24 protein-coding genes and 2 pseudogenes are annotated in these 26,448 nt (G+C 64.5%); 13 read left to right on the forward strand and 13 right to left on the reverse strand.

Going from position 1 to position 26,448, the window contains the following annotated elements:
* Nucleotides 1–24: 24 nt before the first annotated feature.
* Nucleotides 25–285, reverse strand: a complete 261-nt coding sequence (locus tag GVV77_RS12495) for an Atu4866 domain-containing protein (protein ID WP_246199792.1) — start codon at nucleotides 283–285, stop codon at nucleotides 25–27.
* Nucleotides 282–497, reverse strand: a complete 216-nt coding sequence (locus GVV77_RS12500; RefSeq protein ID WP_159618838.1) for a hypothetical protein — start codon at nucleotides 495–497, stop codon at nucleotides 282–284. The genes GVV77_RS12495 and GVV77_RS12500 overlap by 4 nt, the downstream gene beginning before the upstream one ends.
* A gap of 313 nt (nucleotides 498–810) precedes the next feature.
* Between GVV77_RS12500 and GVV77_RS12505 the strand changes: the two genes are divergently transcribed.
* Nucleotides 811–1,980 (forward strand): IS30 family transposase, encoded by a 1,170-nt coding sequence (locus GVV77_RS12505; RefSeq protein ID WP_246199793.1) that lies wholly within the window; start codon nucleotides 811–813, stop codon nucleotides 1,978–1,980.
* An 80-nt stretch (nucleotides 1,981–2,060) separates the two neighbouring features.
* Here GVV77_RS12505 and GVV77_RS12510 read toward each other — a convergent pair whose 3' ends face one another.
* On the reverse strand, nucleotides 2,061–2,645 hold the full coding sequence (locus GVV77_RS12510) for a TetR/AcrR family transcriptional regulator (protein WP_201291527.1): 585 nt from the start codon (nucleotides 2,643–2,645) through the stop codon (nucleotides 2,061–2,063).
* A gap of 140 nt (nucleotides 2,646–2,785) precedes the next feature.
* On the opposite strand from GVV77_RS12510, the gene GVV77_RS12515 reads away from it, so the two are divergent.
* Nucleotides 2,786–3,748, forward strand: a complete 963-nt coding sequence (locus GVV77_RS12515) for an aldo/keto reductase (protein ID WP_159618840.1) — start codon at nucleotides 2,786–2,788, stop codon at nucleotides 3,746–3,748.
* Between the two features lie 528 nt (nucleotides 3,749–4,276).
* Here the strand turns inward: GVV77_RS12515 and GVV77_RS12520 are convergent.
* The 3 genes and pseudogenes from GVV77_RS12520 to GVV77_RS12530 form a co-directional block, all read right to left on the reverse strand.
* Nucleotides 4,277–4,731 (reverse strand): annotated as a pseudogene (locus GVV77_RS12520) (recombinase family protein).
* 220 nt (nucleotides 4,732–4,951) lie between these two features.
* The gene (locus GVV77_RS12525) at nucleotides 4,952–6,256 is read right to left on the reverse strand and encodes an MFS transporter (RefSeq protein WP_159618842.1); all 1,305 of its coding nucleotides are present in this window, start codon (nucleotides 6,254–6,256) and stop codon (nucleotides 4,952–4,954) included.
* Between the two features lie 2 nt (nucleotides 6,257–6,258).
* Nucleotides 6,259–6,915 (reverse strand): winged helix-turn-helix domain-containing protein, encoded by a 657-nt coding sequence (locus GVV77_RS12530; protein WP_159618844.1) that lies wholly within the window; start codon nucleotides 6,913–6,915, stop codon nucleotides 6,259–6,261.
* 902 nt (nucleotides 6,916–7,817) lie between these two features.
* Here GVV77_RS12530 and GVV77_RS12535 point away from each other — a divergent pair.
* Nucleotides 7,818–8,459, forward strand: coding sequence for a hypothetical protein (locus GVV77_RS12535; protein ID WP_159618846.1), 642 nt, complete (start codon nucleotides 7,818–7,820; stop codon nucleotides 8,457–8,459).
* Nucleotides 8,460–8,659: 200 nt separating this feature from the next.
* On the opposite strand, the gene GVV77_RS12540 is transcribed toward GVV77_RS12535, so the two are convergent.
* Nucleotides 8,660–9,184, reverse strand: coding sequence for a TetR/AcrR family transcriptional regulator (locus GVV77_RS12540; RefSeq protein WP_159618848.1), 525 nt, complete (start codon nucleotides 9,182–9,184; stop codon nucleotides 8,660–8,662).
* Between GVV77_RS12540 and GVV77_RS12545 the strand changes: the two genes are divergently transcribed.
* Entirely contained in the window at nucleotides 9,183–9,449 is a 267-nt protein-coding gene (locus GVV77_RS12545) for a RidA family protein (protein WP_246199798.1), read from the forward strand. The two genes, GVV77_RS12540 and GVV77_RS12545, sit on opposite strands and share 2 nt — an antisense overlap.
* 485 nt (nucleotides 9,450–9,934) lie before the next feature.
* On the opposite strand, the gene GVV77_RS12550 is transcribed toward GVV77_RS12545, so the two are convergent.
* Complete coding sequence (locus GVV77_RS12550; protein ID WP_159618849.1) at nucleotides 9,935–10,081, reverse strand: hypothetical protein; 147 nt, start codon at nucleotides 10,079–10,081, stop codon at nucleotides 9,935–9,937.
* Between the two features lie 517 nt (nucleotides 10,082–10,598).
* On the opposite strand from GVV77_RS12550, the gene GVV77_RS12555 reads away from it, so the two are divergent.
* The 6 genes from GVV77_RS12555 (at nucleotide 10,599) to GVV77_RS12580 (ending at nucleotide 18,644) form a co-directional block, all read left to right on the forward strand.
* Complete coding sequence (locus GVV77_RS12555; protein ID WP_159618851.1) at nucleotides 10,599–11,531, forward strand: MBL fold metallo-hydrolase; 933 nt, start codon at nucleotides 10,599–10,601, stop codon at nucleotides 11,529–11,531.
* Nucleotides 11,528–13,066 (forward strand): carboxylesterase/lipase family protein, encoded by a 1,539-nt coding sequence (locus GVV77_RS12560; protein ID WP_159618853.1) that lies wholly within the window; start codon nucleotides 11,528–11,530, stop codon nucleotides 13,064–13,066. Before GVV77_RS12555 ends, GVV77_RS12560 begins: the two co-directional genes overlap by 4 nt.
* Before the next feature lie 89 nt (nucleotides 13,067–13,155).
* A complete protein-coding gene (locus GVV77_RS12565; RefSeq protein WP_159618855.1) occupies nucleotides 13,156–13,539 on the forward strand; it encodes a RidA family protein in 384 nt (127 codons plus the stop codon).
* Between the two features lie 235 nt (nucleotides 13,540–13,774).
* On the forward strand, nucleotides 13,775–15,064 hold the full coding sequence (locus GVV77_RS12570) for an MFS transporter (protein WP_246199794.1): 1,290 nt from the start codon (nucleotides 13,775–13,777) through the stop codon (nucleotides 15,062–15,064).
* A gap of 224 nt (nucleotides 15,065–15,288) precedes the next feature.
* Entirely contained in the window at nucleotides 15,289–18,093 is a 2,805-nt protein-coding gene (locus GVV77_RS12575; RefSeq protein WP_159618859.1) for a helix-turn-helix transcriptional regulator, read from the forward strand.
* A 254-nt stretch (nucleotides 18,094–18,347) separates the two neighbouring features.
* A complete protein-coding gene (locus GVV77_RS12580) occupies nucleotides 18,348–18,644 on the forward strand; it encodes a KOW domain-containing RNA-binding protein (protein ID WP_159618861.1) in 297 nt (98 codons plus the stop codon).
* A gap of 1,181 nt (nucleotides 18,645–19,825) precedes the next feature.
* Here GVV77_RS12580 and GVV77_RS18365 read toward each other — a convergent pair.
* Nucleotides 19,826–20,140: a winged helix-turn-helix transcriptional regulator gene (locus tag GVV77_RS18365; protein ID WP_159618900.1), complete on the reverse strand. Its 315-nt coding sequence runs from the start codon at nucleotides 20,138–20,140 to the stop codon at nucleotides 19,826–19,828.
* On the reverse strand, nucleotides 20,023–20,475 hold the full coding sequence (locus tag GVV77_RS18370; protein WP_159618863.1) for an aldo/keto reductase: 453 nt from the start codon (nucleotides 20,473–20,475) through the stop codon (nucleotides 20,023–20,025). Before GVV77_RS18370 ends, GVV77_RS18365 begins: the two co-directional genes overlap by 118 nt.
* A gap of 1,017 nt (nucleotides 20,476–21,492) precedes the next feature.
* Between GVV77_RS18370 and GVV77_RS12595 the strand changes: the two genes are divergently transcribed.
* The gene (locus tag GVV77_RS12595; protein ID WP_281350591.1) at nucleotides 21,493–22,566 is read left to right on the forward strand and encodes a Gfo/Idh/MocA family protein; all 1,074 of its coding nucleotides are present in this window, start codon (nucleotides 21,493–21,495) and stop codon (nucleotides 22,564–22,566) included.
* Between the two features lie 210 nt (nucleotides 22,567–22,776).
* On the forward strand, nucleotides 22,777–23,640 hold the full coding sequence (locus tag GVV77_RS12600; protein WP_159618867.1) for an aldo/keto reductase: 864 nt from the start codon (nucleotides 22,777–22,779) through the stop codon (nucleotides 23,638–23,640).
* A gap of 358 nt (nucleotides 23,641–23,998) precedes the next feature.
* Here GVV77_RS12600 and GVV77_RS12605 read toward each other — a convergent pair whose 3' ends face one another.
* The 3 genes and pseudogenes from GVV77_RS12605 to GVV77_RS12610 all read right to left on the reverse strand — a co-directional run bounded on the left by GVV77_RS12605 (nucleotide 23,999) and on the right by GVV77_RS12610 (nucleotide 26,022).
* The gene (locus GVV77_RS12605; protein WP_201291437.1) at nucleotides 23,999–24,586 is read right to left on the reverse strand and encodes an MmyB family transcriptional regulator; all 588 of its coding nucleotides are present in this window, start codon (nucleotides 24,584–24,586) and stop codon (nucleotides 23,999–24,001) included.
* 40 nt (nucleotides 24,587–24,626) lie between these two features.
* Nucleotides 24,627–24,695 (reverse strand): annotated as a pseudogene (locus GVV77_RS18600) (hypothetical protein); the annotation flags it as partial.
* A 442-nt stretch (nucleotides 24,696–25,137) separates the two neighbouring features.
* Complete coding sequence (locus GVV77_RS12610; RefSeq protein ID WP_159618869.1) at nucleotides 25,138–26,022, reverse strand: helix-turn-helix domain-containing protein; 885 nt, start codon at nucleotides 26,020–26,022, stop codon at nucleotides 25,138–25,140.
* A gap of 123 nt (nucleotides 26,023–26,145) precedes the next feature.
* On the opposite strand from GVV77_RS12610, the gene GVV77_RS18605 reads away from it, so the two are divergent.
* A complete protein-coding gene (locus tag GVV77_RS18605) occupies nucleotides 26,146–26,373 on the forward strand; it encodes a hypothetical protein (protein ID WP_159618871.1) in 228 nt (75 codons plus the stop codon).
* Nucleotides 26,374–26,448 lie beyond the last annotated feature (75 nt).

Genomic DNA, 26,448 nt, shown 5'->3' on the forward strand with positions numbered 1-26,448 from the left:
TGAAGCGGTGGTAACGACCTCAATCTACGCGGCGTCGCCGGCGGAGTATCGGTGCAGCACCATGCCTCCATGATGGAGCACATCGTCCACAAAGTCCCCGTCGGCGGTGAACCCTGTGTCATCTACGTACTCGATATGGGTTCCCTCAATCTCGTAGGCGCCGGTGTAGGCGGCCTCCCTCCGGCCGCGCGCTTCGACGTACCGTCCGCCTGGGAGGAGCTCGTGGCGCACGTGCCCGTCATGCGTGACCCACATTCCGATGTAGGGGTGTTCCCGCCCGCTCACCGGGTCACCCGGCCGGCGAGGGTCGCGTCACAGGCGTCCCCGGCGAGAACGACAGTGAGATTGTGTTCCCGAACGATCCGCCGGCCCTTTCCGGTGAACCGCCACACGAGGGGAGGCGCTCCTACGGACGTTGTGCACGGGTCCGTCCAGGACGCCGCGGCGGGCGGTGAAGAACGGTGAAGATGCGGGTAGGCGGTGGTGTCAGGGCTCATGACGTCAACGTTAAGGGGACGCGCTGGCCTGAGGGAGGGCGCACCACACCCACCCTCAGGCCCCGTTCCGCCGGTTCCACGCCGATATGGGAGCGAAAATTCCTCCGTCTGCTGCGTCAGTACCTACCGAGAAACGGGGAGCTACGTCAGTTCAGCCAGCAGGACCTCGACGAGATCGCCAACAAGACCAACATGAGATCACGCAGCGTCCTGGACTGGGCGACGTCTTCAGCTATTTCGAACCGTCCACGCACGCTACAGCTGTTCCGTAGGAGGATCCTTGGGTTCTTGCGGTGATTGCAACACTTAGCGGATGGGTGTTGTTATGGCGGGGTATTCGATTTTCCTGAGGCCCGATCTTTTGCAGGTGTTCTGGGCCGGTATGCAGGCCGGTGATTTCATCACCGACGCGGTCCTCCCGATCGGTACCAGCCGTCGGACGGGGCGCCGGGTGCTGCTGGAGGCCGGCGGTGTCCGCCCGCGCCGGGGCCGGAACCTGAAGGGCCGGTGCCTGTCCTTTGCCCAGCGGGAGGAGATCGCCGTGTTGCGCGCTCAGGGATACTCGCTGCGGCAGATTGGTGCGGTCATCGGGGCCTCTGCCTCCACGGTGTCCCGGGAGCTGCGGCGCAACACCCGGCCCGGCGCCGGGTACCGGGCGACCTCTGCCCATGCGATGGCGTATGAGCGCGCCTCCCGGCCGAAACCGGCCAAACTGCACACGAACCCGGCGCTGCGTGCAAGGGTGGAAGGCGACCTGAAAAAGAAGTACTCGCCCGAGCAGATCGCAGGACGGCCGCGGGTTCAGTTCCCCGACCAACCGGAGATGCGGGTGTCACCCGAAACCATTTACCAGTCCCTCTACGTGCAGTCCCGCGGGGCGCTCAAGCGCGACCTGACCGCGTGCCTGCGCACCGGACGGGCCCTCAGGCAGCCGTGCCGGAAGGCCGGGCAGCGCAAGAACCGGATCCCGGGGATGATCAACATTTCCGAACGTCCCGCCGAGGTCGAGGACCGGGCCGTGCCGGGGCATTGGGAGGGTGATCTGATCATCGGCAAAGGGAACCTGTCCGCGATCGGGACCCTGGTGGAGCGGACCACGAACTACACCATGCTCGTGCACCTGCCCGGGGGTTACAAAGCCGAGCAGATGCGTGATGCGCTGGCCGCGAAGATCCAAACCCTTCCCCAGGTGCTGCGGCATTCGCTCACCTGGGACCAGGGCATCGAAATGCAGGACTGGAAGACCGTGACCGTCGATACCGGCATCGACATCTACTTCTGCGACCCGCATTCACCCTGGCAGCGCGGCATCAACGAGAACACCAACGGGCTCTTAAGGCAGTACTTCCCCAAGGGCACGGACCTGAGCATCCACAGCCCCACCGACCTCGACTGGGTCGCGGACGAACTCAACGACCGGCCCCGCAAAAGACTAGGCTTCCAGAAGCCGATCGAACTGATCGGCAACCTCCTGTTGCAATGACCGCCAGAATCCGCCATCCCTTAGCCACGCATGCCCAGGGCAGTGCAGGAAGCATCAATACCAACTGCTCCAGAACAGGCTTAGTTGACCAGTGTTGCGGGCTTGAGAAGTCGGAAGGCTTCATCAAGCAGCACCCGAGCCCGCACGGCACCATCGCGGTGTACGAACTCGGCGGTGGAAAGGTCCAGACACGTCAGGGCGCACAGCGTGACCGCCCGTGCTTGATACTGCCGTTCGGTTTCCGGGACAGTCATGGCGTCAGCGATCAGTGGTACGAGCACAGTCATCCAGGCCAGGTGCTTTTCTGTATGCCGGGCCCGCAGGGACGGCGTGCTGATGATCACCCGCATCGCACGCAGGGACCGGTCAGGATCCGATTCAAAGATCTCCACAACCGGTTCGAACCCGGACCGCAGGGCTTCCCATACCGGCATTGACTCCAGGCTCGAAGCAAGACGCCGGCGAACGGGTTCGCCATGGACCATCGGGTCGCCCAGCACGACGTCCTCCTTCGCGGCGAAGTATCGGAAGAAGCTCCGTGGCGAGATACCGACCGAAGCCGCGATCTGGTCGACGGTCGTCTCCTCGAAACCCTGCTCGTCGAACATCACAATCGCAGCGTCCGCGATCTGCTGACGCACGGCATCCCGGGTGCGCTGCCGCAACCCGACACCAGAACTCCCGCTTTCGCTCACACCACCAGCATACAACGCCGGGGTTGACAGTCACTGCCACATTGGGCATAGACTGCAAGCATTTCGGGCGCAGGATCTACAAAACTGGCCCATCCACCACAGGAGACCTCATGCAGACACGCACACTGGGCACTCAGGGCCTGACCACGTCCGCCATCGGCTACGGCTCGATGGGAATCTCATTTGCTTACGGAGCGGCCGACGCTGCGGGTGGTTCATCGGCCATCCAGCGCGCATACGACCTGGGCGTCACCTTCTTTGACACCGCCGAGATGTACGGCTGGGGAGAGAACGAGAAGGTCGTCGGACAAGCGGTGAAGGGCTTCCGCGACGAGGTGGTTGTCGCCACGAAGTTTGGTTTCACCCGCGACTACGGGTTCGACAGCCGGCCCGAACACATCCGCGAGATCGTCGAGAACAGCCTGCGCTACCTGAGCATGGACCACATCGACGTGCTCTACCAGCACAGGGTCGACCCCAACGTCCCCATCGAAGATGTCGCCGGGACCGTGAAGGAACTCATCGACGCCGGCAAGGTCAAATATTTCGGGCTCAGCGAAGCCGGACCCGAGACCATGCGCCGCGCCCACGCCGTCCAGCCCGTGTCTGTCCTGCAGACCGAGTACTCCCTCTTCGAACGCGACGTCGAGGTGCTGTTCCCGACCCTGAACGAGCTCGGCATCGGCTTCGTCCCCTACTCGCCGCTGGGCCGCGGATTCCTCACCGGCACCACCAAGCTGGCCTCCGAATACGAGGAAGCCGACATGCGCAGCTGGGACGCCCGCTGGCAGCCCGGCAACTTCGAGAAGAACGTCGAGGCCACCCGCCAGCTGACCGAACTCGCAGCGACCAAGGACGCCACCGTCGCGCAGCTCGCCCTCGCCTGGCTGCTCGCACAAGGAGAACACATCGTTCCGATCCCCGGCTCCCGCAGCGCCAAGCGCGTGGAAGAGAACATCGGCGCCGCCCGCCTCACCCTCACAGCAGCCGACCTCACCCGCATCAAGGAAATTCTCCCCACCGGAGGATTCGGCTCACGCTACCCCGAAGGCATGAACCCCAACTGGCACTAATGAGGCTCAGGTAAAGGAAGGTGCGGGACCCACTACGGGCCCCGCACCTTCTGCTTCGTCCGAATAGCCATGCCCAACCGACTCCCACTCCGCTCCAAACAAACGCTGTTCCAACACCTGCAAACCCGACGCCCGAGATTTATCGAGCCGCTGTCCAATCTAGAAACGGGGCAGCCCCCAAAGCCACCAAGTCGGAAAGCACTCTCGTGGACTGTCATGTCGACCTGAGCAAGCGGCCATAAAGCGCCGGGAGAACCGCGCCACCTACCGCTGCAACTTACACAAGGGTCCTATATGAAATTAGATGCTCTTCAGTCGCGTATATCCCACCCGAGAAAAAGCCCGGAGAGTGCAGCTCAAGCACTGTATTTGGTGCGGTGTCACATCGGGGTCCGGATGTTCCCTACATTCGCGCAGGGCGGCACCGGCTTGGCAGGACGGAAGGGTGAGCGACATCAAGCCTTTCCTTTCGGCCGATATCCCCTCCGAGGAGCCCGTTGTTGAAGCGGTGCCGCACCCGTGGCGGCGCTACGTCGCCCTGGGGATTCCTTCACGGACCCGGCCCCGTGCTCGAGTGGAAGCAAGACCGGCGACGGTCCGCTCGGAGATCAGCTCCCGCTCGAATTCCGCCAGAGCCGCGAAGATACCGAACACTAGCTTCCCCGCTGCGGTGGTCGTGTCGATCGCGGCGCCCTGTCCGGTGAGGACTTTCAGTCCGACCCCGCGGGCAGTGAGGTCATGGACAGTGTTCACCAGGTGGTGCAGGTTCCGGCCGAGCCGGTCGAGTTTCCACACGATCAACGTGTCCCCGTCCCGCAGTGCTTTCAGACACGCGGCCAGCCCGGGCGGTCGTCCTTCTTACCCGAGGCAAGGTCCTCATACAGCTGGGCCTCGTCCAAGCCGGCTTCGAGCAGGGCGTCCCGCTGCGGATCGGTCGTCTGCGATCCATCAGACTTCGACACGCGCATGTAGCCGACGAGCATCCCGGAACTCCTGTCAATTATACGACCGGTTACGGGACAAGCGATGGTCTTACTCCGATGCAACCGCAAATTGTGACGCAAGTGTTCACTTATTTTACGGTGCGTGAACGTTTGGTCCCGGAGTCATGTGACATGGGGTGGATCGAGTTGAATTTGGCCTCTGGCCCTTCGCGTACTGCCCTTTTCATGTGGGCTGTGTACAGCAGAACATTAAGGTGGGTCAGCTCTCATGCAGTTCGGCTTCGTATGTTGATGGTTCAGTGCGGCGCAGTAGGAGGGGAAGTGCTCCTGCCATGCAGATAATACTTGTTGTAATGATGAGGGCCCGGTAGTCGATGGTGCCGATGAGTGCTGCTGCGATCATGTTCGCTCCAACCTGGGGGACGTTGATGAGCATGCTGGCTGCAGCTGAGGTTCTTCCCTGCAGGCGGGCAGGGCTTTCGGTCTGTCGGAGGGTCATGAAGGCGATGACAGTCCACGTGACGCTGAGGCCTGTGAGGACCGAACCGGCCAGGACGACGGGCGTCGATGGCACGGCAGATGAAAGCACTGCGATGCCGAGCAGGAGTACGCCGAGGATGATGACGGGGCGAATACCGATCCTGCGTATGAGAGTGCTGGCGGTGAGCCCGCCGACGATCGCCATGGCTCCTTCAACGCTGACGAGGACACTGAGGAATTCAGGGGGCATGCCCAGGCCTTGTTCGATGGTGGCGAAGATGGTGACGTTGAAGATCCCGGAGGCGCCGATGGCGATGCTGAGGGCCAACATCGCTGGTGCCAGGAGGTGATGGCGGGCAAGGAAGCGCAGGCCGGCTGTCGTGCTTTGCCAGAAGTTTTCGTCGGTGTTTGTGCCGGGCTCCGATTCCTGAACCTTGATCGCTGTAAGAATCACCGCGGCCAGGATGAAGCAGACGCTGGTGGTCAGTACTACTGCGTGCATTCCCCAGAGGGCGAGCATTCCCGCTCCGATGAGGGGAGAGATGATTCGCAGACCCTGGTCGATGCTGCTCAGGAGCCCATTCGCCGGCGCGAGTAGGCGGTCCGTGAGCATGTCGCGGAGGAGTCCGGATTGGGCTGCGGAGGTCACGTAGTTGGACGTCGCGTAGGTGAACACGACCAGGTAGACCAGCCATAGGTGGTCAGCTGTCTGAACGGCCAAGAGGACCAGGACCACTGCTGCCGCGCACAGTTTGTTGATGATCAGCAGCGGCTTTCGCTTGAACCGGTCTGCAAGTTGCCCTATCAGAGGTGCCAGGAGAGCCGGTAGGCCGAGGGCGACGAACACGACTCCGGCGGCGGCGTCACTTCCAGTGAGTTGTTTCACCCAGATGGCGGCTGTCAGGAACAGGGCCGAGTCACCGAAGTTCGTGAATATCCACACCAGGGTGAGGCGACGGAAGGTCGGAACTTTCAGTACGTCGCGGTTCGTGCCGACGTCGTTAGGCCGAGGAGTCGATTCTTCTTCCGTAATGAGGCCGGCTGCGAGCACTGGTTGCTGAGGGCTCGGATCATCTGCAGCCATGCTCAGCTGCCCTCACGATCGGCCCGGTGCGCTGGCCGGTCCGGGTCTACATTCATGACGGAGAAAAGCTGAACCGGCACTGATCCCTCGGGCCGCAACTCCGGATTCTGCCATCGTCCGTTGAAGCGGCGGGCCAGTTCCCAGAGGTCCTCCCGAAACTGGCGGATCTCATCATGAGTGGCATAGAAACTAGACGTGGTGACCGTGGAGACATCGATGTCCTCCACTGGTAATTGCGACGCGCGCTGCAGCCACGACTGGATGCGGTCCAACTGACGATGTACGAAGATGCTCGCCAGGGCGGACACAGCGTGCACTGACCCTTCTGCGTTCCGGTCGGTGACGGATGACCTGCCATGCGAGACGACCTTCCAGGGCTTTTCTCGGCCCGGTTGGTCGACCTGTTCGATGTACCCATGCTTCGCGAGCATGCGCAGATGGTAAGAGCAGCTTGCCACCGACTCACCAGTCGCCACTGCGCACTGCGTCGCCGTTGCCTGCCCTTCATCATCCAGGTAATCGAGGAGCTCCAACCGGACAGGATGGGCAAGGGCCCGGATGCGCACCGGGTCACTGACAACCTGCTCGTTGGACGGCCCACGGTAGCTGATGCCATCACGCGGAGTGGCGGTCGGTAGCGAGTGTTTTTCGATCTCCATAGCTAAAGACTCCTTCATTAAGGAATCTTTATCAAGGACTCTTGTTTATTTCCCGGAACTGATCGACGCTGAAGAGAGGATGCGCCGAGACCCTTATTTACAGCCAGTCCGCGGTCTCGCCTCAGGTCGCGGCGAGCGAGCGGGCAACTGGCGGGCCCATGTTCGAACGGCGGGCGCGGGGGGGGTGCGTCCAACAGCAGCGGGTGAAGGGCTGGTCAGGCATGCCGGACAGGTATTTGAACGCTTAGCAGCCGCTAAGCAGGAACTGGCCGGGATACACGACCGGCTCGCTAGGCGCCTGGTTCTGGGCGGCTACCCCACCGCGATGGCGCACCAAATTCCGCACCAACGGTCGATCGTGGGCGCGAGCACCAACGGCTCGCCCGAGTTCGGAGCCTGACCGGACCTGCCCGACCCGAAGATCGCATTCTCGGGGCGTGGCTGGCCCGCTCGATCGGTTTGGAGTCCGCGGGCCTGGGCATCGCGCTCGTGCCGGGCGGCGTCGCTGGGGTTATTCCTCGAGGGGTGTGTTGGGTGCCGGTCCGCGCTACAGGCGCGCCTTGGTAGAACGCTGACTGGGTGTTGGGGTGCTGGTTCCGGTGTCTGGCGTTGTGTACCTCGAGAATGAGGTTCAACGGATTGCGTGGGCTGGGTCCGCTACCCGTTGACATCGCGGACCGGACCAGCCTGGTCTGCTCTGCATTCAGGGGCCTTGGGCGCGAGGGGGTTACGTCCCTCCAAGGGTCTACAGGAAACTCCAAATCCTCCCTCAGCACACCGTACTAGTACGGCGTGCTAGTCTGTTGTGGCCCCGTCCGTCATGGCTGACGTGAATAACGGTACTGCGGTCCGGGGGTGGCGGCCATGGCGGCTGCGCTCTGTGATACGGCCGGGAGGCATGAATGTTCGATAATGTGAAGCGCCAGTGGGCGCTCGGGCGAGTTCGGCCCGGAGACGGCCGCGCCCTGCAACGCTTCCGGTGGTGGCATTTCCTCACCGGGCGCAAGCTGCTGTACCTGCACCTTTGGCAGGACGGCCGGCAGGTTGAATATGCCGTGGACGTGCGCCCGGGCAGCGAAAGAGTCATGGCGCACCTGTTCGCCGACAGAAGGCATTCCGCGCAGTCGCCGATGCCCGCCGTGATGCCTGCCGCCGGTGGGTACTTCGAGGTGGCGCAGACAAAATTCGGGCTGAAGCGGGCCCACTTTGTCAGCGCCGACGGCACCGAGGCGCAGCTCGTCGCAGACCCTTCCTCCCCCATTGGACGCCGTTTGCGTTTAGAGCGCGAGCACCCGCAGGCGAGCCGTGTCATCGGGACGGTCGCGGCACTCATGCTCATCATTGGTGTGACCCTCAATCTGTTGCAGCTGGCCGAACCCATCTCGGAAATACCCCCCTTGATGGAGCGCTTCGGCACCTTCACCTCACCCGTCCACCTGCCGGTCTGGATGAACGTCGGCCTCGGATTTGCCGCCGTGCTCGGAAGCATGGAGCGCGGACTCCGCTTGAAGTACCACTGGCTGCTCGACGGTATGGCCGACTAAGGAGACAGCTTCCAGGAGTTCCTGAAGGCCAAGACGTAACCGATCCGCGCCGGCCGCCACGGGATCAACGGATCCGGATTACTACCCGATGCCCGCGGCAGTGCCTGAAGCATCACCGGAAAGGGACTCGCATACCCTCTCGGTGTCGGCCGGCGGCCCCGTCTGCCTGTTGCCGTGCAGACTGCCTTGGCGGCACAGGGCTAAGGGACACCACCAGTGTCGCCGGCGGGTTGGCCACTCGAAGCACTCGTCGTTTCTGAGGTTTCGCCGGTGTGGTGGGTTCCAAGCACCGCGTCGACGTCGAGATGATGTGTGGCGGTTTCGGCCTGCAGGAGCGATCCGCTCGAGGGAAGTGCCCGCTCGCACGAGAGTCTGTTCAGGACGGTGAGGAGAAACCGAGCCTGCGGGGTGTGATCGGCCCGCTGGAGGGCGCCCTCCTCGGCGAGGACTGAAAGCCCGTACCTGACGCGCCGCATTCCTTGCCGCTCGATCCCCGCGTAGGTTGAGCGGAGGTCCGTGGTCTGTTCTGGCTCGATGAAGGCCTTATATACCGTTTCCCAGGCTTTGCGGGCTTCGGCCCCCACCCCGGTCGGAGCGAGGATCTGCCGCAGGCACGCCACCAGACGGTCCCGTGCGGACAGCGCATGATCACGGATCGGGTCCCCGGGGAACATGTAGTCACAGATCCGCGCCAGCAGGGCGTCCTGCAGGAAGGAATACAACATCGTTTCGCCCGAATTCGGTGCCCCGGCCCGTCAGGCCCTCCGCAACGTCGGACTGGCTCTCGGGGCCGCCGGCACGAACCTGGCCAACATCGTCAGTCTGACGGTGTACCTGGCCGATGCCCGCGATGCGTTCGAATTCATCGACATCTGCCGCGAACTGATGGACGAGAACTTCGCTCCGACCGCCATTCTCGGAGGAATCGACTTGGTCCTCTCCGGCCTGCGCATCGAGGTACAGGCCACCGCCGTGATCGAGCGCCCCTGAGGCCAGCGCACCTGAGGGAGGGACAGCCCCGCTGCCGTCCCTCCCTCCCGACACCGCAGCTGCGGTGCTGCGAAGCACCGACGAGAGCCCCACCCCTCCCTCTATGGCACGGCGTTCCCGGACAGGCTCCTCTCGGCCCTCGCCGACGAGACCGGTGGACGCCTCCTCCGACGCTGAACCAAGCCCCAAGCAAACCCCTCCGCTCATATCTACCCGGTAGAATTCCGCCCGCGGGCCGCACCACCTCTGAAATTGGACCATGCCAGGGCCCGGGTCGTGTTGCAGGATGGGGGCGCACCTGCCGGGGGTCCTTCCTCCACGGGCGGGGGGGCGCGTCGATACGGCTGCGGTCAGCATGGAGCCGGCGGCCGTCACAGCGTCAATGACCGGAAGGCCGAGCTTACCGCGCAGTACCTCTGCCATGCCGACGCTGCACAGGCCTGTTCTCGCCTGCAAATGACACTTGCTCCCGCCTCGGCAAGCATCTACGCTCCTGACGGGGAGCCGAGGATGCCGGTGGGCAGCAGGAAGCCATCGGAAATCTCCACACCATCGGATCCATCGAGAAGGATCATCCGCTCCACCAGCGCGCTGGAAATCGGGGCGGGCACCGGGCTTTTCAGTCCGAGCACGCCGACGCGGCCACAGTAGGCGAGGGCAGCCGCTGCTGCGGCGGAACCTGCCCCGATGACGGGAATCCCAACGACGGCGCGGGCTTCCTCGAGCCCACATGGAGCCCGAACCCCCGGGTATCGCCGGCATAAATCACTGTCCGATCCACGGGCCCAGGTCAGTAAGCAGCGCGATGAGGTCCGCATCCACCCCTCCCCTATCGAACGCGCGGATATACCGCCATCCTTCAGAAAGTGCTCAGACATGGAGTGATAGGGAAGGCCGGGTTGCAACCTAGTCTGATTCCTTCACCAGCGGTGGATTTGTACCCGAGCACCGGGGAGTGCCTCGCCGCATTGGTGCCCGAGCCAGGGCGGCCGGTTGCAGTCACCTGACGGATACCCGTGCCCTTCCCGGTGAACCATGATCGAAGGACGACATTCCCTTGGTACGCGGGAGCCTCCCGGGTGCTGGATCGAGTAGCAACTGTCAGCCGGAGAAGACCGTGAGTATCGGTGCAAAAATTAAGGATCAGTCATGAATCAGATCACGTTGGGCGATGTGACCGTCACGCGGGTGTGGGAGTATTTCGGACCGGTGGACATGAAACCCGATGTCTTTTTTCCGGGAAGTCCACCGGAGGCGTGGACGGAAAATGCCGCGTGGCTGGAACCGCACTTCCTAGACTCTCAGACGCAGATCGTCAATTCCGCGATCCAAACCTGGCTGCTGCGCAGCGGGGGCAAGAACATCCTCATCGACACCGGGGTGGGCAACCATAAGGAGCGGCCCTACGCCCCGGTTTGGAGCCACCTCAACACCGATTTCCTCGGCAATCTGGCCCGCGCCGGCGTGCTGCCCGAGGAGGTGGACATCGTCATCAACTCGCATCTCCACATCGACCACGTCGGGTGGAACACGTATCTGGACGGCAAGGCGTGGGTTCCGACCTTCCCGAACGCGACGTACCTGATGCCCAAGCGTGACTTCGACTTCTGGAACCCGGTGAATGGCTATAAGCCGTTGCTGGGACGGGGCAATCAGAACGTGTTCGAAGACAGCGTGGCCCCCGTCCATGAGGCGGGCATGTCGGTGCTGTGGGAGGACAGTTACACCATCGACGAGAACCTTCGGCTGGATACAGCACCGGGACATACCCCGGGGTCTTCGGTGGTCACTTTGGCTTCCGGATCGGACCGGGCTGTGTTTGTCGGCGACATGCTGCACAACCCGGTTCAAATCATCGAGCCGGACTCGAACAGCTGCTTCTGCGAGGACCCCGCCGGCGCCAAGGCGACGCGCCGCAGAATTCTCGGATGGGCTGCCGACAACAACGCACTGGTCGTTCCTGCGCATCTTGGCGGTCAGGGTGCCGCCGAGGTGAGCCGTGACGGGAATAAGTTTGCCATCAAGGGCTGGGCTCCTTTTGACCTTTACGCCCCTGCCGAGACCGCGGAGAGCACACTATGAAGCGAACACGCCACAACGCTCCTGAAGATTCCATTGATGCCGCTCTGAATGGCACCGGCACCACCGTGAGCACCGCGCAGGGTGCGGTCCAGGGATCGATCCACGACGGAGTCCTTGCCTTTTTCGACATCCCATACGCCGCCCCCCCGGTGGGAGCGGGCCGTTTCTCGGCTCCAGAGCCTCACCTGCCCTGGCAGGGCGTACGGGACGCGACCCATCAGGGTCCGAATGCGCCCCAGGCCGAGCGCAGGCTCGGGTCGGTCGATATGTCCGCCTATTTCGGACCGGGCTGGATCCGCGGGGAGGACTACCTGACCGTCAACATCTGGACGCCCCGGACCAGTGGCGAGCCACTGCCGGTGATGGTTTTCGTGCACGGTGGCGGTTTCGTCGCGGGGTCCACCCAGTCCGAGCTGTTTGACGGCACCACCTTCGCACGGGACAACGTCGTGCTGGTGACACTCAACTACCGGTTGGGCATTCATGGATTTCTCGACCTTCCCAGCGCACCGGCGAACCGGGGGATGCTCGACGTGATCGCGGCCCTACGCTGGGTGCGGGACAACATCGGCGCATTCGGCGGAGACCCCGGCCGCGTAACCATCTTCGGGCAGTCCGCCGGAGCCACGATTGTCGGCGCCATCCTGGCAGACCCGACGGCTGAGGGCTTGTTCACACGAGCGATCGTTCAGAGCGGCAGTGGCTTGGGCGCCTTCACGCCCGAGCAGGCCGCCTGGGTCACCGGGGTGGCCGCCGAGGCACTGGGCATCGAGCCGACGGTTGGTGCGTTTGCCGCCGTTTCCGATGAGGACCTGGTGGCCGTCATGCCCAGGCTGTCGGGCATCGATCTTCGCACCGCAACCGATGGAGACCCGTTGATCGGCCTCAGCCCGTTCAGCGTCGTACTTGACCAGCAGCCGGCAGAGGCGGTCGCCGCCGGAGGCGGAAGCGCTGTCGATCTGATGGTGGGAACCACCGCGGAGGAGGGAAACCTCTATCTGGCACCGTTCGGCAATCTTTCGACGTCGACGCAGGCGGATCTCCAGGCGGCGGCGGAGCGCTCCCATCATGACCCGGAACGGCTTGTGGAGATCTACCGTAAGGCCCGGCCCGGGGCGAGCTTCGGCGAGCTGCGCTCAGCCATCATGGGCGCCGCCCTTTTCGAAGCCGGAAGCTGGCGGCTTGCCGATGCGCACGCTGCGGGTTCCACCTCTGCCACGTACGCTTACCTGTTTGCCTGGCGCTCTGACAGCCTTGGGGGTGAGCTCGGGGCTGCCCACACCATGGAGCTGCCCTTCGTTTTCGATGTGATCGGGCTTCCGCGGTTGCACGGCAGTGAAGCACTCCTTGGGTCGAAGCAGCCGCCTGCGGACCTGGCGGCGCGCACTCACGCCGCATGGGTGGCCTTCGCCACCACCGGTGATCCCGGTTGGAGCCGCTACGACACACGTCGGCGTGCGACGCTCGTCATGGACGCAGACGCATGGGACGTCCAGGAAGACCCCCGCGGCAGCGAACGTATCGCCTGGCGCTGATTGGCCTGCTGTCCTGATCCGGTGCAGTCCGCCCGTCGGATCAGGACGGCAGCCGCAACCTCCATCTACTCCCCTCGAAGGAGATTGACATGAGCAGAACCATCATTAGCACGGACCACGCGCCGAAGTTGAACGCACCCCTGGCCCAGGGCGTGCGCAAGGGCCCAATTCTTCAGGTGTCCGGGCAGCTGCCCTTCGATCCGCACACAGGCGCAATCGTCAGTACGACGGTTGCTGAGCAGACGGCCCAGGTCCTGCGGAACATCACCGCGGTCCTGGACGCGGCCGGCTCGGGCATGGAAGACGTCGTCATGCTGCGGGTGTATCTCACCGATCCGGCTCATTTGGCGGAGATGAACGACGCCTACGCATTGGGAGTGGGCGAAACCTACCCCGCTCGCACCACCGTCTACATGGAGCTGCCTCCCGGCCTGCTGGTCGAGATCGATGCCCTGGCGGTGCTCACCGACTAGACACAGTGCACCAACCCGGCCACTGCCTACAATCGGTGCTGGCCGACTTTGCGGGAGGATTGCTGGGACAGCGGCCTCTCCGCCGCGTGACAACAGGCTTCACGTCAGTGTGACGTAGGCACCAGGAAGGCCATCGGCGTGGTCTGCGGGACCGCGCCGATGGCATCCACCTCCCCGAGGAGGTGAGGACCCCTGCAGGCAGGTAAAAGAAGTGGTAAATCCCTCGAATGCACTCTTGGTATGGGCAGTCGGAGTACTGGCGTACCTCGTGGCGGTAACACAGCGCACTACATTCGGCGTCGCCGGACTCGACGCGACGGAACGATTCGGTGCCTCGGCATCCCAGCTGTCGATATTCACCGTGGTGCAACTGCTCGTGTACGCCGCGTTGCAGGTACCCGTCGGTATCCTCGTCGACCGCTGGGGGCCTCGGACGCTTATAGTTGCCGGCGCCGCGCTCATGGCCATTGGTCAGACTCAGCTGGCCATCGCGGACTCAGTCGGTGCCGGAATTGTTGGCCGCCTGCTCGTCGGGGCTGGTGATGCGACCACGTTCGTCAGCGTCATCCGGCTGCTGCCCGCCTGGTTCGAGCCGCGCCGCATGCCAGTCTTCACACAGTGGACCTATATTGTCGGTCAGCTCGGTCAGGTGGTTTCGGTCATCCCGTTCGCCGCCCTGCTCTCGGCGCTCGGATGGCAGACCGCTTTTATGTCGGCCGCCGCATTGTCGGTCCTCACCGCGGTCCTCGCCGGTTCCATCATCCGGGATTCACCGCTTCCAGGAGGCGGCAGGGTGTCCCAGACGCTCCGCCAGACCGGTGCGTCGCTCGCCGCCGCCTGGACACAACCGGGCACGCGGCTTGGCCTGTGGTCCCACTTTACGGTTCAGTTTCCCGGCACGGTTTTTGCCCTCATGTGGGGCTACCCCTACCTTGTCCGTGCCGAGAAGGTCGGGGAGGGAATGGCGTCGGCCCTGTTGACGCTCTTCGTGCTTGTCGGGATCGCGTGCGGTCCGCTCCTTGGCAGGTACGTCGCCCTTCATCCACTCCGTCGGTCCACCATAGTGTTGGGCATTGCCGCCGTCATTGCCGTGGCATGGCTCGCCGTGCTGCTCTACCCGGGTCCCGCCCCCCTGCCGCTGCTCATCTTCCTCGTGGTGGCGCTGGCCGTCGGAGGACCCGGTTCGATCATCGGCTTCGACTTCGCACGTACCTTCAACCCCGCAGCGAGGATGGGGACAGCGACGGGCATTGTGAACATCGGCGGATTCCTGGCCTCGCTCGTGGCCATGTTTGCCGTTGGGATCGTCCTGGACTTGCTGCTGGACAGCGGTTTTTCCGGGGGCGACCTGTATGCGCTCCCGTCGTTCCGCCTCGCATTGGCTGTGCAGTTCGTTATCCTCGCAGCGGGGTCGAGCGCAATTTTTGTCGTTCGGCGCCGCGTACGGCAGCAGATGGCCCAGCAGGGCGTCGTCGTTCCTCCCCTCCGCGAGGCCCTGGCGCGGGAGTGGAGGCGTCGGCGTTAGGAACTGGGGCTGCACAGCGGATTTCACCGGCGGCGATTGTAGCTCGCACCTTCGCAGCAGCACATGTTCAGTTCCAACGGAGATGGAGGACTTGGGCAGAATGGTCACCTCGTACTCACTGGTGGTGGGTGAGGTTATCCTGCCTGCACTGTGCTGCATCCGACGTTCCCCGGCGGCTGGCTATGATGGGTGCTTGCTGACATTGCAGTTTTTTGGAGGCCCTCGTGGATGACCACCTGTCCCACCACGGTGCAATCACGGGAGCAGAGTGCGGCCTCAGCCACCCGCTCGTCGGGCGGACGGAAGAGGCCGAACGACTCGGTATTCTGATGCAGCGCGTCCCATCAGCGAGCCAGGTCCTGTTGACGGTCGGCGATACCGGGGCAGGTAAGAGCACCCTCATGAACGGCACCGGCCGTCGTGCACGCGCGGCCGGTTACCGCGTGCTTACCGCGGTCGGCAGCGAAACAGAATCTCACCTGGCCTTCGCTGGACTGCATCAGATACTGCGGCCCCTTATGCGCGCAGCGGCGGATCTGCCGGTCCGGCAGCGCGAAGCCCTGCTGGGGGTGTTCAGCCTCGAACCTGCGCCGGAGCCGCCGGACATCATGCTCTTGGGCGTGTCGGTCCTTGCCCTGCTGTCTGAGCTGGCTGACCGCCAACCCCTTGTGATCTTGGTGGACGACGCTCACTTGATTGACCGTGCTTCCCTGGACATCCTGGCGTTCGTCGCCAGGCGGCTGGCCCACGAGCCGGTGACCATGCTGCTGACTGTCGATGGTGACAATCCGATCGCGGGCTTCCAGGGGTATCCGGAACTGCTGCTGAAGCCACTCGATGAAGAAGCGGCCAGCCGTCTGCTCGATGCACGTCGACCCCGCGTGCCTGACGGCCGGATGCGCATGCAGATTCTCGATCAGGCGGCCGGGAATCCTCTCGCACTGCTGGAGCTTGCAGGTGCGGAGCCGCTTTTGAAGGGTCTGCCGGACGCTTTGGGAGGCGGCCCGCTGCCACTGACCCTGCGGCTGGAACGGACGTTCGCCGCGCGCCTGGACGAGCTGCCCGAAGCCACGGAACGTGCTCTGGTGCTGTTGGCCGCTGCAGATGCGGCGGACCCGGCAACAGCCATATCCAAGGGGCTTCCCGACTTTGGAGACAAGGCATGGCTTCCCGCCCAGAGGGCGGGCATGATCCGGCAGGTTGGCCGGCAGATCACGTTTCGACACCCTTTAATCCGCGCCGCGGTTTATCACGCAGCGTCATTCGACGCGCGGTCCGACGCCCATCTGAGGCTCGCCGAAACGCTGCGGGCCGAGCCCGACCGGCGTGCCTGGCACCTGGCTGCGGCTACCAGCCGGCAGGACGCGGACGTTGCCGCTGCGCTCGAACAAACGGCGGACCGGGCCAGACGCCGCGGTGGGCACGTGGCAGCGGCCAAGGCACTGGAGAGGGCTGCCGAGCTCGCCCCGGAACGGGAAGAGAGCGCCCGGCTGCTGGTGGCGGCCGCCCGCGCTGCCGTCTTCACCGGACAACTCGCATGGGTGAAGGAACTGACCGACAGAGCCCGGGCCCTCACCTATGACGCGGCCCTTCGGGGGGCGGCCTCGCACCAGGCGGCAAGGCTGATGACCATGACCATGCATCACTCCTTGGCTTTCGCTGAGCTCAGGCGTACCGCGGTGCACCTGTCACAGGCGGAACCGGGAGAGGCCTTGAATGTGTTGGGTGAGGCCGTCGTGGCTCAGTTCTACGCGGGCGAGGAAACGCACCGCCCTCAGGTTGAGGAGCTCCTTTCCACAATCGCCGAGGAGCCTCCCGACGCCCCACTGCGGGCGTGGGTGAGCGCGCTCACCGATCCTTTCGGAAGCGCGGCAGGCATCGCACCGGACCTGCCGGTAATGATACGGGCGGAGACAGACCGCCCCGAGCGTCTTTTGATTCTTGCCATCACGGCGTGGCTGTTGGACGAAACCCCTCTCGCGGTGCGGACATTTGATGTGACGTTCGACCAGTGGCGGAGCCGGGAGCCTCTGCCGCACGGCCTGACGTGTGCTGCCGCCCTGGCATACCTCGAATACGGCCGGTGGTCTCAGGCGCGGGCCGTGTGCATAGAGGTCGCCTCCGTGGCTGCGGTGACCGGGCTCCACCACGCGAGGGCCTGCGCGTCGGCCGTGGAGGCCATGGTGTGCGCGCTGGAAGGCGACGCAGGCAAGGCCCGCGGGCTGGCCAGAAACGCCCTTGCCCTCATCGACCCGCTCGTGAGCCGGTCGGTCGCCGTCTACGCCCGGCGGGCCCTCGGGGCAGCCGCGGTGGCAGAAGGCGATTATGGCACCGCCTTCGAGCAGCTACGCCAGGTGTTTCGTTCCGACGGTGCACCGCTGCACTACCACGCCTCCTACGCAGCCCTGGCCGAACTGGCCGCCGCAGCTGCTCGCAGCGGCCACAGCAGCGAGGCCGCCGCTATTGTCGAGCGCGCCGCGCACCAGCTCGGCGGCGGCGCCTCCTTGCGCCTGGAGGCACTGATCGACCGTGCCCGGGCGCTGCTCTCCGATCCGGAAGATGCCGAAACCTGGTTTCAATCCGCTCTGGCCGATCGTGCGTTCAGACAGTGGCCTTTTGAATGGGCTCAGACGCTCCTTGATTACGCGGAGTGGCTGCGGCGCCGTCGCCGCATTGCCGAAGCCCGGCCGGGGCTCACCGCGGCTCTGGAGATCTTCAGCCGCCTCGGCGCCCGTCCCTGGATCGAACGGGTTCAGGCGGAGATGCGCGCCGCGGGGATGGATGTCACTGGCCACGCCCCCGATGTGCTTACCGGGCTCACCCCCCAGGAATGGCCGGTCGTCCGGCTTGCTGCGCTTGGGCTTACCAACCGTGAGATCGGCGAGAAACTCTTCCTGTCACCCCGCACAGTCAGTTCACATCTATACCGTGTCTTTCCCAAGCTTGGAATCACTTCCCGATCACAGCTCCGTGACTTCCTTGCTGGGACCACCGCACCTGCCATTCGGGCCGCCGACACGCCTCGCTAGGCGTCAGAAGGCACAGACGCACTACACGATGAGATGTCGATCGGTCCTTGGTTGATACTGGGCGCCACGCATGTTGGGGCGTGCGGGCAATACTGACACTGAATGACAGCGGGACCTCCCGGCCTTCTCTGTACAACGCGGGCACCCTGAACGTAAGGCTAGGAGCCGCGGCACCGATGAGCGGGCATCAGGTGATGATGCATCTTGGAGGCCGTGTGTTGGCTAGGAATATTGGGGGAAGGTTGTAAGTTATCGTGAAGATCCGTGGGTTTGAAGTGGCTGGGTCGATTTTCGCCGGAATGCTCGCTGTAAATGGTTGTGGTGTGGAAGATGAAGTGAAGCCGGATTCGGAACCAATACAATCGGAGAGAATTATGCACAAGTTCAGCCCTGGAGACAGCGTAAGTGTGACGGAAGGGCCGTTGAAGGGGCTTTATGGCATCATCATCGGCTTTTACGAGGACCAGCAGAAGTATCTCGTGCGATTCACGGGACAACAGCAGCTCTACTATCCCGAGGACGAGATTATTGCTTGGTCGGAGGCGCACTAGCAGACCATGACGTGAGTCTGGGTGCCCGTAAGCAATCCGCTGACGAACGCTGTGCTGGAATTGCTGGACAATATATTCTCGCGGCGAATACGAAGCAGATGGCGTGGAGGATGGTCGGCCGCTGCTGCCATCCAAACTTGGTAGGCTTCTTACACTCGGGGTTCCGGTTGAGAAGGAAAGTCGCTACGTGATGGATACGCGGCGGTGGACAACTGCCCGCCTTCTTGCCACGGGGGCGCGGCTGACCGAGCGGACACGGAACCGGCAGGTTATCGATTCCGGTGTCACCCACTCCGGCATCAGTCGGACGCTGTCTATGAAACACCGGCGGCGGGCCGCGCAGAGGGTTGGACAGCGGTTGCGGACATCTTCCAGTCCAGGACGTTGCGCGCTGGTGCAGGTCCTGTCCGCGATTTCTTCAAGGTCCTGCTGGGTTAGCCGGCGCAGGTCACTGTTCTTCGGCAGATACGAGCGCAGTAGCCGGCTGGTGTTCTAGATCGTGCCCCGCTGTCAGGGACTGCGCTTGTCGCAGAAGTAGCCCGACAAACCCAGCTCCGATGTGAGCCCTGATGAGCAGTCGGTCCCCGGCCCCGATCCCAGGTCAGCGAGCGGCGTTGCCGGGCTGGTAACCCGCGGAAGCTCAACGCTAGTGCTTGTCGGATGACGTCGGCTGTGATTACCGCCGGCAGCTCGACCAGCTGCACATACCGGGTCTTCCGATCAACCAAGGTTATGACAGCCCACGGGCGCCTGCCCATTACAAGGTCTCCCTCCCAGATAGCCCCCTCGGACCGCTCCGCTATATGTGCTGGCTGGTGGTGGATGGAGACCACGTTCTACAACGCCCGTGCTTGCTTACACGCGGGGCCGCGCCCCCCCATCGTGCGCCCGGCCGCAGATACCGCGACGCACGGCCTAAACACCGTGCGACGGCTTCGCGCTCCGTAATGTAGATGGACCGGTAGATGGGTTGTGCAATAACCGCATAGGGAAATCCTCCGGATGGGTTCAGCTCCTCTTCAGGGAAGGGCCCTGACGGGGAAGCCGGTCCCTTGCCGCCGTGGCGTCCGCGTGGTTCTCCTGCACCCTGTGCCCGTCGATTTTCAACCGCCTTACATACTGCATGCGCGCCACCGTGAGGCGGCTCGAACGGTTTCGGGTGGGGCCTTCCAGCGGACGAATCAGGTTGCACCGGATTCTTTGCGCTGGTCATAGGCGATCTGCTTGCGGCGGATTGACGGGGCGTTGGTCACAGTCCAGTCGTAGGCATGCCCGAATAGTTCTCGCAGCGATTCCCCAAGAGGCGTGATGGCGTATTCGACGACCACGGGTGAGGTCGGCAGCACTGCTAAGGGAAACGCTGCGGGCTGCAGTGAGTTCAGGTGTTGGAGCTGGTCTGCGCTGAGTTCGACGGCGTGGGCCGAGGTGTTCTCCTCGACTCGGGAGACACGGCGGGTGGGATCGGCGCGATGTCGTCGCCTCGGGTCAGGATCCAGGCCAGGGTGGTCTGGGCGGGGGTAGCGCCGATCTCGGCGCCGACGCTCTGGACTTCATCGACGATGCGGAGGTTCCGGGTGAAGTTCTCCCCGGTGAAGCGGGGCTTGGTCTTGCGCCAGTCGTCGTCGGCGAAGTCCTCGACGGTCCGGATCTGCCCAGTGAGTATGCCGTGTCCCAGTGGTGAGTAGGGAACGAAACCGACGCGAAGTTCGCGCAGCAGGGGCAGGATCTCCTCTTCCACGTCGCGCGTCCACAGCGAGTACTCTGTCTGCAGCGCCGTCACCGGCAGCACGGCGTGGGCGGGGCGGATCGTGGCGGGGGATGCTTCGGACAACCCGAATTGCAGCACTGCCCTCGCTGATCAACTCGGCGGCAGCCCCTGCCGTTTCCTCGATCGGCGTTCCGAACCGGCCCCGGGGGGGGGGGCAGGCGCCGGATACGAGGATTCGGCCTCTGTCGCCGGCCTTGACCGCAGCTTCGCAATGGAAAACTCCGGGGTAGTGTCCGCGGCTCCGGGGAAGCTCGCCATTACCGCCAGATACGCGTTCCCGGTTAGTCGGGATGATTCCACGACGACGCAACGATTGAATGTTGTGACCCGGCGCCGCGTTGACCCTTTCGGCGTAGCAAGCCCGCAGACAGGTGACGAGGTGCTGTCCCGGAGAAATGGATGACCCGCGCATCCCCCGCGCCGACCACGCGCTGCCTCCCGGCTCGATGAGCACGGCGCACGGGCCGTCCGCGGGCGGGACCGGCAAGATCGTGATCACCCTGACTGACAGGAACCTCGGCGCACCAGCGGCCCGGGCGGCGCCCGCTCGGCACCACGGTCCGGCCCGCTCTGGTTCTATCCGTCGGGTCCGTCGGGTCCGTCGGGTCCGTCGCGTCCGTCTTATCGCCGGGTCCCGTTGGGGTGCGCACCGCCGGTGAAGGGGACCCTGCCGCTACCCGGGTCCCGCAGGGAACTGGTTGGAGATCATGGATACGGATCTACTGGAGGCATCGATTGATTTGCCCCACGATTGGAATCCCATGAACCCGCCCGCGATCCCGCCGGCTGTCACGGCCGCGTGCCAGCCCAGCGGAGGAACGGACAGCCTCCACCTCATCCCGCAGGCAACGGTTCACGCAGGTGAAAAATGGGAAGTTCCGGATCTCGCCCTGCGCACCCGGCCGGCTCCTCCGACCGGCTGCCTGCGGCCGGGACGGAACACGGCCACAGCCGAATCTCCCCCGGCCTGACTGGCATGACGCGGGCAATGCGGTCGAAGGAGGAATTTTAATGGAACCTGGAAGGACGGAAATGGCCAATAAGACGCGCCCGGCACATCCCCCGGCAGGACTTGGCCGGATGGTCGGTGTGGGAGTCATAGGATTGAGCGCGGGCGGCGGTTGGGGGGCCGGAGCACACCTGCCGGCCATGTCAGCCGTCGGCGGTTTCGAAGTCCGCGGGCTTGTGGGAAGCTCTTCAGCTTCAGGCCGGGCTGCAAGCGAGGTTTTCGGGGTGGATGCCTATGATTCAGCGGCGGCGCTTGCGGGGGCCGCTGACATTGACCTTGTCGTGGTGGCCGTCAAGACGCCCCGCCACCGCGAGCTCATCCTTCCGGTGCTTGCGGCCGGAAAGCCGGTGCTCGGCGAATGGCCCTTCGCCGTCAACCTGCCGGAGGCCGAGGAGATGGCCCGGGCTGCCCAGGGCATCCCGACGTTCGTTGGTCTGCAGGGTAGATCGTCACCAAAGTTTCGCTGGCTGGCTGATCTCGTGGCGCAGGGCTATGTGGGTCAGGTCCTTTCGGCGACCGTGCTTGCGACCTTTGACGAGTGGGGCGGCCCCGTTCACGAGCAGTCGCTCTACATGCTGGACCGCGACCAGGGCGCGACAATGTTGGGCATTGGCTTCGGCCACGCGATGGATACCGCGGCGCTCGTTGTCGGCGAACTTCAGGATGTGATGGCGGCGACCGCAGTACGGCACCCCGAGGTCCCGCTCGCCCAATCCGGGCGAATGGTCGCCATGACAGCCGAGGACCAGATCGCTGTGGTGGGCACTCTTGCCGGGGGCGCCGTCCTGTCGGCTCACCACCGCGGCGGGACGGCGTCGGGCTCAGGGTTCCTCATGGTGATCGACGGCACCGACGGGACCCTGGAGATCTCGGCGCCCCACCACGCCCATATTGGCCCGGTCAAGGTTCGGGGCGGCCGCGGCCGCGATCGATTGGCCCCACTGATGCTTCCGGAAAGCTATGACCGGTATCCGCATCTGGCTGACACGGCAATCCACTCCCTGACACACGCCTATTCAGGTATCGGCGACGTCTTCCGGGGCGGCACACCGGCCGTGCCTGATTTCGCCCACGCGGTCAGGCGGCACCGACTCCTCGACGCGGTCCTACGTTCGGCCGCGACGGGCCGACGAGTGCAGCTGTGAACCATGAGCCAGCTCAGCTTCGGGCGAGCATTCCGGCCGGCGGCTGTGCAGCGGAGCATCCTGCACGCCCCGGGAACGACCGCAGCTGGTGCGCTCCGCCCGGGGCGGGGCTCCGTTCAGATTCACTCAGGAGTTACCCGGCAGTCCACACCGTAGCGTCGGAACCAATCCACCACGCGCACGCGCGCATCCACCCAAAGGAGAACGACAATGCAGCAACGCTCACTCGGCGGAACCAAGGTCAGCGCCCTCGGATTGGGCGCGATGCCCATGTCGATCGAGGGACGCCCCGACCGGGACCGTTCCATCCGAACGATCCACGCCGCGCTCGATTCCGGCGTCACACTGATCGACACCGCGGACTGCTACCACCTCGAAGCGAACGAAGTCGGCCACAACGAGTCACTCATCGCTGAGGCCCTCTCAAGCTACGGCTCGGACTCCACCGGTGTTCTCGTGGCAACCAAGGGCGGACACCTGCGCCCCGGTGACGGTTCGTGGACGCAGAACGGCCACCCGGACTACCTCAAGGAAGCCGCGAAGGCCTCCCTGAAGCGGCTCGGCGGCGACGCCATCGACCTCTACAAGCTCCACCGGCCAGATCCCGGAGTCCCCTACGAGGACTCGGTCGGCGCCCTGAAGGACCTGCTCGACGAGGGCGTGATCCGTATGGCCGGCGTCTCAAACGCCACCGTGGACCAGATCAGGAAGGCCAACAAGATTTTGGACGGACGGCTCGTCGCGGTGCAGAACCAGTTCTCCCCCGCGTTCCGTTCCAGCGAGGGCGAGCTGCGCTACTGCGGCGAGAACGGTATCGCCTTCCTTCCGTGGAGCCCGCTCGGCGGCATTCAGAACGCCGGTGGACTGGGTACCCATTTCGCATCCTTCCAGCAGGTCGCCGACAGGCATGGCGCCAGCCCGCAGCAGGTCTGCCTCGCGTGGGAGCTCGCGCTGGCCCCGACGGTCATCCCGATCCCGGGCGCTACGCGTCCGGCAAGCATCTCGGACTCCGCGAAGGCATCGGAACTGGAACTCTCCGCCGAGGAAATCTCGGAGCTCTCCGGCACCGAGTGATTCTTCGTCACCACAGGCAGGCGCCCGTCCTTCTCCCTGGAAGGGCGGGCGTATGTGTGCTGCGGCCCCTGCGCTCCTCCGCCGTGGATCCTGCCCAGCCTGATCGCCCGGCCGGGCACAGGTCCGGGCCGCCCTTGTCCGTCCGGCGCGCCCAGGCCGGGCGGAGGGCGTGGCCGAACTGATCGCCGCACCGGCAGGGTTCGACGAGGTCCACGCACCGGCCGTACTTATCCTTGGGGATCCATCGTCGAGGGCCGGAGGGCGGTCACGGTGAGCGGCCGGCGTGAACTTCGGGCGCTGCTCTCCGCATCGTTCCGGCCTGACCGCCGGTGTTTTTCGTGCGTACGCCCGTCAGTGTCTACTGAGGAACCGTTCGCGGTGATGTGGCCGGAAGGCCGGCGGAAGCGAGCAGCGGGAGCTTGTGTGCGTCCCGGGAATCGGCGTCCGGGTGGTACACGACAAGCATCAGGCCCTCGGCACCGCCGATGCTCAGTCTCTCCCGGTTGAGGATCATTTCGCCCACCTGCGGATGGTTGAACCGCATCAGGGTTCCTCGCTGCCCGCGGGCTTCATGGCGGGCCCAAACCTGGCCGAACAGAGGGCTCGCCAGCGAAAGCTCGCCGACGAGCCCGACGAACCTGGGGTTGTCGATGTCGGTGCCGACGGATCGCCGGAGGTTGGCGATGAGGCATTCTGCAACGAATTTCCAGTCGGGTTGCACCGCCTGTTCTGCAGGGTCGAGAAACATATCCCTGAGCTGATTGCCCCCGGCGTCGAGTCGCGGCGAGAGTGCCCTCGCGAGGGTATTGGACGCCAGAATGTCAAAGTACCGCCCTTCGATAAATGCAGGCTGGGCAAGGGACTCGAGAGGTTTGAGCGCCCGGGCGGCGCTGGCTCCGGCGCGGGACCTCGGCGACCAGGGACAGCAGGTGGGCGAGGTGGTCATCGTCGAGTTGAAGGACGCGGGCAATGGCCTCAAGTACCTGCAAGGACGGACGGCGGTCACGTCCGCGCTCGAGCCTCAGGGAGTAGTCGGCGCTGATGCCCGCGAGCATGGTGACTTCCTCCCGGCGCAGTCCGGGCACACGGCGGACCCCGACATCGGGATACCTGCTTGCGTAGGGCTGATCACTTCCCGTCGGGCGCGCAGATACGCGCCGAGAGCATTCGCCGTTCCCACCGAGGGGGCGTTGTTGGCTCCCGGGTGGGGCCGGAACGCGACAACGGGGATGCCCTGCATCAAGCCTGGTCGGAAAAGCCGCGTCCCGCCTCCAACCGCCCTCAGAATTAAGGCGGGAGTGCTCCGGCTCAATCCCGAGCGGCCAGAGGGCTCATCTGATCTCCTTCCGCAATTTCAGCGCATTAAGGCACCACCTGTGACGTGTTGCGAGCCGCGCCATAGAACACAAGGGATGTGGAGGCGGGTGCCGCGCACCGTTCGGTACGCAAGTCTGACGGTTGCCCAGACGAATATGCCTGCGCAAACGTCAGAAGGTCTTAGTCCCGCCTGTCAGATGCCGGGCGTCGGATGGGCGACCGGCGGTCCGGCCCGCTGCCGTCCGCAGGTTCAAGCATGGAGGAGGCCAGCAGCGCCAGCTTATCGGCATCCTCGGAATCCGCCTCGACGTGGTACACCACGAGCGTCATTCCATTGGCTCCGCTGATCGTGAGCCGCTCGCGGTGCAGGGTGATCTCTCCGACTTCCGGATGGTCGAAAAGAACCGACGCGCCGCGTTGGGCGCCGACGTCGTGGCGGTTCCACAGGTCGCGGAAGCGCGGGCTGGCGAGGGAAAGCTCGCCGACGAGGTCAATGAAGCGGCGGTCCCCGGTGTCCGGGCCGACGGCCTGACGCAGGCTCGCCACGTAGCATTTGAGGGTGCCGTCCCAGTTGAGATGGAGGGACTTCTCGGCTGGGTCTAGGAACACGTCGAGAAGCTGGTTACGCCCGACTGACAGGCGCGGTGACAACGCTGCGGCCAGGGCGTTCGCCGCCAGGATGTCGAAGTACCGTCCCTCGACGAAGGCCGGGTAAGGCAGCGTCGACAGCAGGATCCTGATGCCGCCGGGTACCGCCTCGGTGCCGCCCTTCCGGCGGGTGCTCGGCTGGTCCGCGGCCAGGCTCAGGAGATGGGCCAGATGCTCGTCATCGAGACGGAGGACCCGGGCGATGGACTCGAGCACCTGCACCGAGGGTTTACGGTCACGTCCTCGCTCGAGGCGCAGGTAGTACTCGACGCTGATGCCCGCGAGCATGGCAACTTCTTCACGGCGCAGCCCCAGTACCCGCCGCTTCCCGTGATCGGGAATGCCCGCCTGTTCGGGGGTCACGAGTTCTCGTCGGGCTTTGAGGTATTCACCCAGGTGGTTGGCGTTGTCGGTCATACCGCTACGGTACCCAGCGCTGGGAACGATGAGGGAGGGCCCTGCCACTACCCGGGTCTTCGAGGGTACTGGCTGGGATCACTGCCATGACTTTCTCAGATAGCGGCACTACGGCCCTCCTTCATGAAAGGAACGCATTTGAGCCCGCAGGTGAATCGACGCCTCGTCCTCGCAGCGCGACCGCATGGAAATCCGAAGGGAAGCAACTTCAGGATCGAGGACGGACGGGCGCCTGTCCCGGCCCAGGGGCAGGTGCCCGTGCGGAAGACCCTGGTCTCCTTGGACCCCTCCAATGGGATGGTGTATTCAAGCGGTCGTTGCAACGGTCGGGTTTTCTGGTTTGAACAGTAGTTGTTGCATGGCGTGTGCGGGGGTGATTCCGCCGAGGGTTTTACGCGGCCGGTCATTGAGTTCGGTGGCGACCTC

The sequence above is a fragment of the Arthrobacter zhaoguopingii genome (assembly GCF_009828605.1).
Lineage (GTDB): Bacteria > Actinomycetota > Actinomycetes > Actinomycetales > Micrococcaceae > Arthrobacter_D > Arthrobacter_D zhaoguopingii.

Coding starts and splice junctions, on each gene's coding strand:
- GVV77_RS12500 (WP_159618838.1), bottom strand. CDS start 497: ATGAGCCCTGACACCACCGCCTACCCGCATCTTCACCGTTCTTCACCG.
- GVV77_RS12505 (WP_246199793.1), top strand. CDS start 811: ATGGGTGTTGTTATGGCGGGGTATTCGATTTTCCTGAGGCCCGATCTT.
- GVV77_RS12515 (WP_159618840.1), top strand. CDS start 2,786: ATGCAGACACGCACACTGGGCACTCAGGGCCTGACCACGTCCGCCATC.
- GVV77_RS12525 (WP_159618842.1), bottom strand. CDS start 6,256: ATGGCTGCAGATGATCCGAGCCCTCAGCAACCAGTGCTCGCAGCCGGC.
- GVV77_RS12530 (WP_159618844.1), bottom strand. CDS start 6,915: ATGGAGATCGAAAAACACTCGCTACCGACCGCCACTCCGCGTGATGGC.
- GVV77_RS12535 (WP_159618846.1), top strand. CDS start 7,818: ATGTTCGATAATGTGAAGCGCCAGTGGGCGCTCGGGCGAGTTCGGCCC.
- GVV77_RS12540 (WP_159618848.1), bottom strand. CDS start 9,184: ATGTTGTATTCCTTCCTGCAGGACGCCCTGCTGGCGCGGATCTGTGAC.
- GVV77_RS12555 (WP_159618851.1), top strand. CDS start 10,599: ATGAATCAGATCACGTTGGGCGATGTGACCGTCACGCGGGTGTGGGAG.
- GVV77_RS12560 (WP_159618853.1), top strand. CDS start 11,528: ATGAAGCGAACACGCCACAACGCTCCTGAAGATTCCATTGATGCCGCT.
- GVV77_RS12565 (WP_159618855.1), top strand. CDS start 13,156: ATGAGCAGAACCATCATTAGCACGGACCACGCGCCGAAGTTGAACGCA.
- GVV77_RS12595 (WP_281350591.1), top strand. CDS start 21,493: ATGGTCGGTGTGGGAGTCATAGGATTGAGCGCGGGCGGCGGTTGGGGG.
- GVV77_RS12600 (WP_159618867.1), top strand. CDS start 22,777: ATGCAGCAACGCTCACTCGGCGGAACCAAGGTCAGCGCCCTCGGATTG.
- GVV77_RS12605 (WP_201291437.1), bottom strand. CDS start 24,586: ATGACCACCTCGCCCACCTGCTGTCCCTGGTCGCCGAGGTCCCGCGCC.
- GVV77_RS12610 (WP_159618869.1), bottom strand. CDS start 26,022: ATGACCGACAACGCCAACCACCTGGGTGAATACCTCAAAGCCCGACGA.
- GVV77_RS18605 (WP_159618871.1), top strand. CDS start 26,146: ATGAAAGGAACGCATTTGAGCCCGCAGGTGAATCGACGCCTCGTCCTC.